The organism is Arthrobacter globiformis NBRC 12137 (assembly GCF_000238915.1).
Classification (GTDB): Bacteria; Actinomycetota; Actinomycetes; order Actinomycetales; family Micrococcaceae; genus Arthrobacter; species Arthrobacter globiformis.
The window spans coordinates 1-5,738 of the sequence record NZ_BAEG01000009.1; the positions used below are offsets into that span (position 1 = coordinate 1).

Annotated in this window: 4 protein-coding genes; 1 reads left to right on the plus strand and 3 read right to left on the minus strand. The window is 66.4% G+C overall.

The window, feature by feature from the left end; translation table 11 throughout:
- The first annotated feature begins 172 nt into the window (after positions 1-172).
- Entirely contained in the window at positions 173-2,755 is a 2,583-nt protein-coding gene (locus ARGLB_RS01160) for an ATP-dependent Clp protease ATP-binding subunit (RefSeq protein ID WP_003797927.1), read from the plus strand.
- A gap of 160 nt (positions 2,756-2,915) precedes the next feature.
- Here ARGLB_RS01160 and ARGLB_RS01165 read toward each other — a convergent pair whose 3' ends face one another.
- The 3 genes from ARGLB_RS01165 to ARGLB_RS23085 all read right to left on the minus strand — a co-directional run.
- On the minus strand, positions 2,916-4,280 hold the full coding sequence (locus tag ARGLB_RS01165; protein ID WP_003797928.1) for a glycoside hydrolase family 15 protein: 1,365 nt from the start codon (positions 4,278-4,280) through the stop codon (positions 2,916-2,918).
- 446 nt (positions 4,281-4,726) lie between these two features.
- Complete coding sequence (locus tag ARGLB_RS01170; protein WP_003797930.1) at positions 4,727-5,386, minus strand: SDR family oxidoreductase; 660 nt, start codon at positions 5,384-5,386, stop codon at positions 4,727-4,729.
- A gap of 219 nt (positions 5,387-5,605) precedes the next feature.
- A partial coding sequence (locus ARGLB_RS23085) for an aldehyde dehydrogenase family protein (protein ID WP_139023215.1) occupies positions 5,606-5,738 on the minus strand: 133 nt, incomplete at its 5' end.

The window sequence follows — 5,738 nt, forward strand, 5'->3', positions numbered from 1 at the left end:
GGGGACATGACCAGAAGTGATACCGCTCGGGCTTGCGCCATCGCGTGAGCTGCGTCCAGGCACCGGGTGCCCCGATTTTCCCGGGTCCGCACCCTGCCCACTTCTGCACCCGGGAATAAATCCGTTTTTCCAACGTTGAGTCAACCACACTCAACTATCTTACGGAGGTTACATGGCTGCATTTTTTGGACCGGCCGAGTCCGGCCACGGCTCGTTCGACGAATTCCTTGCCCGTTACCTGCAGGGCCAACGCGCGGCCGGCCCCGGGCACCCGATGAACATCACCCGGCTGCTGAGCCGGCGCACCCATGACGTGCTCGCGCGTGCCGCACAGTTCGCCGCGCAGCACGGTCACATCCACGTGGACGCGCTGCACATCCTGCGTGTCATGGTCGAGAGGGAACCCGCCGCCGACTACATCCGCCACGCAGGCGCGGAACCTGCTGTCATCGCCACGGCGGCCGAGGAGCGTCTCCCGGAGCAGGCAACCGCCAGGGCGGAAACGACGCCGGCCCTCACGCCGTCGGCCCAGCGAGCCCTGCTCGACGCCTACCAGGTTGCCCGGGCCTTCGGCTCAACCTACATCGATCCCGAACACGTGTTCTTCGCGCTCGTCATCAACCAGGAGGCCCCGGCCGGGCAGGTGCTCGCCGCGGCCGGGGTGACGCCGGAGTCCCTGCAGTCGGGTCCGCGCGAGCAGTCCGCTCGGCGTGGGGTCACGCCGACCGGCGCGGAGCCGGGAGGGCCGCAGGCAGTTGCCGCCGGGTCTGACACCCCGATCTTGGACACATACGGCAGCGACCTCACGGCACGTGCCCGCGAAGGCGGCCTGGACCCAGTTATCGGCCGGAGTGACGAGATCGAGCAGACCATCGAGATCCTGGCCCGGCGCACCAAGAACAACCCTGTCCTGGTCGGAGAAGCCGGCGTGGGCAAGACTGCGATCATCGAAGGGCTGGCCCAGGCGATCATCACAGGCGCCGTGCCCGAACAGCTCCGCGGCAAGCGCGTCATTGCCCTGGATCTGCCGGCCATGTTGGCCGGAACGCGGTACCGCGGTGACTTCGAGGAGCGCCTGACCAAGGCGATGGACGAGGTCGGTTCACACGCCGGGGAAATCATCCTGTTCATCGACGAACTTCACACGGTCGTCGGAGCCGGCGGCGCAGGGGAAGGCGGCATGGACGCAGGAAACATCCTGAAGCCGCGCCTGGCCCGTGGTGAACTTCATCTCGTCGGCGCCACCACCCTGAGCGAATACCGCACGGTGGAGAAGGACGCGGCACTGGAACGCCGCTTCCAGCCCGTACAGGTCGGCGAGCCGAGCATCGAGGACGCCGTACAGATCCTCGACGGCCTGCGCGGACGGTACGAGGAACACCACGGCGTCCGCTACACCGACGAGGCGATCCGCGCCGCCGTCGAACTCTCCGCACGCTACGTGAGGGACCGTTTCCTGCCCGACAAGGCCATCGACCTCATCGACCAGGCGGGTGCGCGGCTCAGCCTCAAACTCGGCTCACAGACCGACGTGGCTGTCCTTCGCGAGCAGCTCGCAACCTTGGAAAAGTCCAAGGACGATGCCGTCGCCGCGGAACGCTATGAAGAGGCCTCTCGGTTGCGGGATGAGATCAAAGCAGTGAAAGGGAAGCTTACCGGTGCGATTTCCAGTGCACCTGAGGCGTCCGACGTCGCCGAGGCGGTCGTCGGTGAAGCGGAGATCGCAGGGATCATCTCCCGGTCCACCGGAATCCCGGCCAGCCGTCTCACGGAAGACGACCGGGAACGCCTGGCCAGGCTCGAGGAGGAACTGCATCAGCGGATCGTCGGGCAGGACGACGCCGTGATGCTGATAGCGAAGGCGGTCCGGCGCAGCCGCACCGGCATGGGGGACGCGGACAGGCCTGTCGGCAGCTTCCTGTTCCTCGGCCCAACGGGTGTGGGCAAGACTGAACTCGCCAAGGCCCTGGCCGGGTCGTTGTTCGGGGATGAGAATGCAATGGTGCGCTTCGACATGAGCGAGTTTGGCGAACGGCACACCGTAAGCCGGCTGGTCGGAGCCCCTCCGGGCTATGTCGGCTACGGCGAAGCCGGGCAGTTGACCGAACGCGTCCGTCGTAACCCGTACTCCGTAGTGTTGCTCGACGAAGTGGAGAAGGCCCACCCGGATGTGTTCAACCTGCTGCTCCAGGTGCTCGACGACGGGCGGCTGACCGACGGACAGGGCCGCATGGTGGACTTCCGCAACACCGTGATCATCATGACCTCCAACCTCGGCTCGGAGTTCCTCGCCAGCAAGGGCGGCGCGATGGGCTTCGTATCCAAGGCGGACGAGGGCAACGGCTTCGGCCCAGAGAAGGCGCTGCGGGACCGGGTGCTGGGCCGGCTGCGCGAGACGATGCGGCCGGAGTTCCTCAATCGGATCGACGAGATCGTCCTGTTCCGCAAGCTGGACCAGGCGCAGCTGCGCCGGATCGTTCGGCTGATGCTGAACCAGACGGAAGCCCGCCTGCAGTCCCAGGGCATCACTCTCGAGGTCAGCGAGATGGCTGTCGACTGGATCGCCGAACGCGGCTACGAGCCCGAATACGGGGCCCGGCCGATGCGCCGCGTGATCCAGCGCGAGCTGGACGACCGGATCGCGGATCTGTTCGTGGCGTCGGACCTTCAGTCCGGCGGCCTGGTGGCCGTCTCGGTCCACGGGCAGTCACTCGTCGTCGAGGCCCGTCATGAGGCAATGCCGCTGGCGGCGTAAGCCGCCTCCGGATCCGCCAACAGGCTGATCCGGTACACGGCCGGGTACACACGCCCACCCCGTGTGCCCGGCCGAAGTTGTCCGCACCATGGTCCACAGAGCGGCAGAGGGTCAAGGACATTGACACCGGAGCTCGCTGGCTATGACCGTGCGGAGAAATTTACCTGTTGCGGTGAGCCGGGGAGAATTGCTTCGCACGGTCCGTTTCTTCCACGCGAATGAGGTGCATGAGCGCGTTAATGAGGGCCAAGTGGGTGAACGCCTGTGGAAAGTTGCCGAGGTGACGGCCATTCACCGGATCCAGCTCCTCGGCGTAGAGCCCGAGTGGGCTGGCGTGGGACAGCAGGTGCTCGCACAGTGCTTTGGCGCGGGCCACTTCTCCGATCTCAACGAGGGCGGAGACGAGCCAAAACGAGCACATGGTGATCCCCTGAGCACCGGTGAGTCCGTCGTCGGTCTGCTCGGGGCGGTAGCGCAGGACGAGTCCGTTTTGGGTGAGTTCATCGGCGTCGGCCAAGACCGTGGCACGCACGCGTGGATCATTGGCGGGCAGGAACCGGACGAGCGGGACAAGGAGCAGCGAGGCATCGAGGTTCGTGGTGCCGTAGGACTGGACGAACACTCCGCGATCGTCGAGGCCGTTACGGCAAATATCATCGCGGATCTCCTCCGCGATTGAGTCCCATTTCCGGGCGTAATCGGCCTCGCCGTGCAGCCGCGCCAACGGCCCGCCGCGGTCCAACGCCACCCAGCACATGAGTTTGGAGGACGTGAAGTGCTGCGGTTCGCCACGGACCTCCCAGATGCCGTGATCGGTGTCACGCCAGTGCGAGGCGGCCTGCTCGATCTGGCGGAGCAGGACGGGCCATAGCGGCTCGGGGAGCTGGTCACGGGACTTGGTGTGAAGGTAAACGGAATCCAGCATCGTGCCCCAGACGTCGAGCTGCCGCTGGTGGACCGCCGCGTTGCCGATGCGGACGGGGCGCGCCCCGTCGTAGCCGCCGAGTCCCTCAACCCTGGACTCGGGCAGGTCCCTTTCGCCGCCGACGCCGTACATGAGCTGCAGGTCGTCCTCGGCGGCAACGGCGCGGATAAAGGAGAAGAAGTCGTCGGCCTCCCGGTCCAGGCCGAGGGTATAGACGGCCCACAGCGCGAAGGTGGAGTCTCGCACCCACGTGTACCGGTAGTCCCAGTTTCGCTCTCCCCCGGGCGTCTCGGGCAGCGACGTGGTGGGGGCGGCGATCAGCGTTCCGGTCGGCGCATAGGTGAGCCCTTTCAACGTCAGCGCGCTGCGTTGCAGCTCCTCCCGCAACGGGTGGTCCGGGAACTCCCCCACCGTGATCCACTGCCGCCAGAACTCGGTGGTCTGCCACTGCTTCTGGGTGGCTTCCTCCCATGTCCTCGGTGGAGGCAGTGATGTCCAGGAGAGCGCGATGAACGCCTCCTCGCCTTCGGTCATCCGGCTGCGAATGATCGCGATGGAGTCCTCGATGCCCAGCCGTCGGTCGGTGGTCAGACGAAGCACCGGATCCCCTCATCGCCGCCCGTTCCCGCTGCTGTGTATGCAGCCCCAGCCCGACCAGGACGAGCAGCGCACAGTTGATCAGGAACGCGGACAGCCCGAACGACGCCAGATGACCCAGGCGGTGCCAACCGGGAGGTCGGATAAGTCAGCGGAGGCGTTCCCTGGAAAGTAAGCCGCGGTCAGCCGACACCAGTCCCCTGTCGACAGGTAGACACGCCCTGGCCAGCTAGGGGTAACGGACGGACCCCCCGCAGGGTTGCCGAGTTCGGAGGAACGGTGGCGGTAGTAACCGCACGTCTCATCGTCGTGCCCTCCGGTCGGTCCGGGACCCCGCAACGGCCGCTGGTCCCCTCTCCTACGGCCTGACTGAAACGGAAGGTGCTAGCTCCGAGCAGCAGTCCATAATGGGTGTCAGCTGCTCATTGTGTCCACTTTCCCCGAACGGGCTAGGCCACCGCCTCCAGGGCTGCAGCGATGGGCTGGCTGCCGTCGCGGAACCCGATAGTCCGGCCGATTGCGGCGGGCAGCTCCAGGACGGCCGCAGCGACGAGGGCGACGTTGGCGCGGGCGGTTTCGGCAGCCTGCCAGGGCTCGTTGACGTGGATGTCTATCAGGCCGCTGCCCGGCTTGTCCGTGAGCGCGCCGGGGCCGAGAATGGTCCAGCCCAGGCTGGTGCCGCGCAAATAGGAGTCAGCGGCGGCCTTGGCCTCCGCGTAGTGGAAGAAGGGGTTGTCTCGGGGCACTCCGTGGTCCGGTCCGGCTCCAAGGTAGGACACCATAACGTAGCGGCCGACGCCGGACAGGACAGCAGCGTCCATGGAGCGGATCGCGGCGTCACGGTCCACGGCGTAGGTCCTCCCGGGGTCTCCGCCGCCGGCACCGGCCGACCATACGACGGCGTCGTGACCCGAGAGCGCCTCGGCGATTTCTGCCGTCGTCGCATTCTCCACGTCCAGGACGACTGGGGTGGCGCCGTTTGCCGCGACGTCGGACGCGTGTTCGGGGTTGCGGAAGATGGCGGTGACCTCCTGCCCGTCCGCAGCCAGGACTTTGGAGAGTTCCCTAGCAACTTTTCCGTGGCCGCCGATAATTGCGATTAGGGTCATAGACCCATTCTGTCCCACGTCCCGGCATCCCGGCACCCTTTGCACTATCAGGTTCGGGAGTGTTGCCGGCAGCCTGGCGTCCAAAGTGATCGCGCAACCGCGTTGTGTGCATTGACGACGACGTCGTCGATACAGCTGTCGCCCAACTACCGAGGGTGCTCCGCGCCCAGGTGCACACAGGTCAGGGTTGTCGTTTGGGGTGTGAGCCGGCCGCCGCGGTTAGCCGGCGTAGGGGTCGGCGATGCCGATGTACTGGGTGTAGAGGTATTCCTCGATGCCTTCGAGGCCGCCTTCACGGCCCAGGCCGGACTGCTTGACGCCGCCGAACGGTGCCGCGGCGTTGGAGATGACG

Bases quoted from the DNA above. Each gene is read 5' to 3' on its own strand.
- ARGLB_RS01160 (WP_003797927.1), top strand. From the start codon at position 173: ATGGCTGCATTTTTTGGACCGGCCGAGTCCGGCCACGGCTCGTTCGAC.
- ARGLB_RS01170 (WP_003797930.1), bottom strand. From the start codon at position 5,386: ATGACCCTAATCGCAATTATCGGCGGCCACGGAAAAGTTGCTAGGGAA.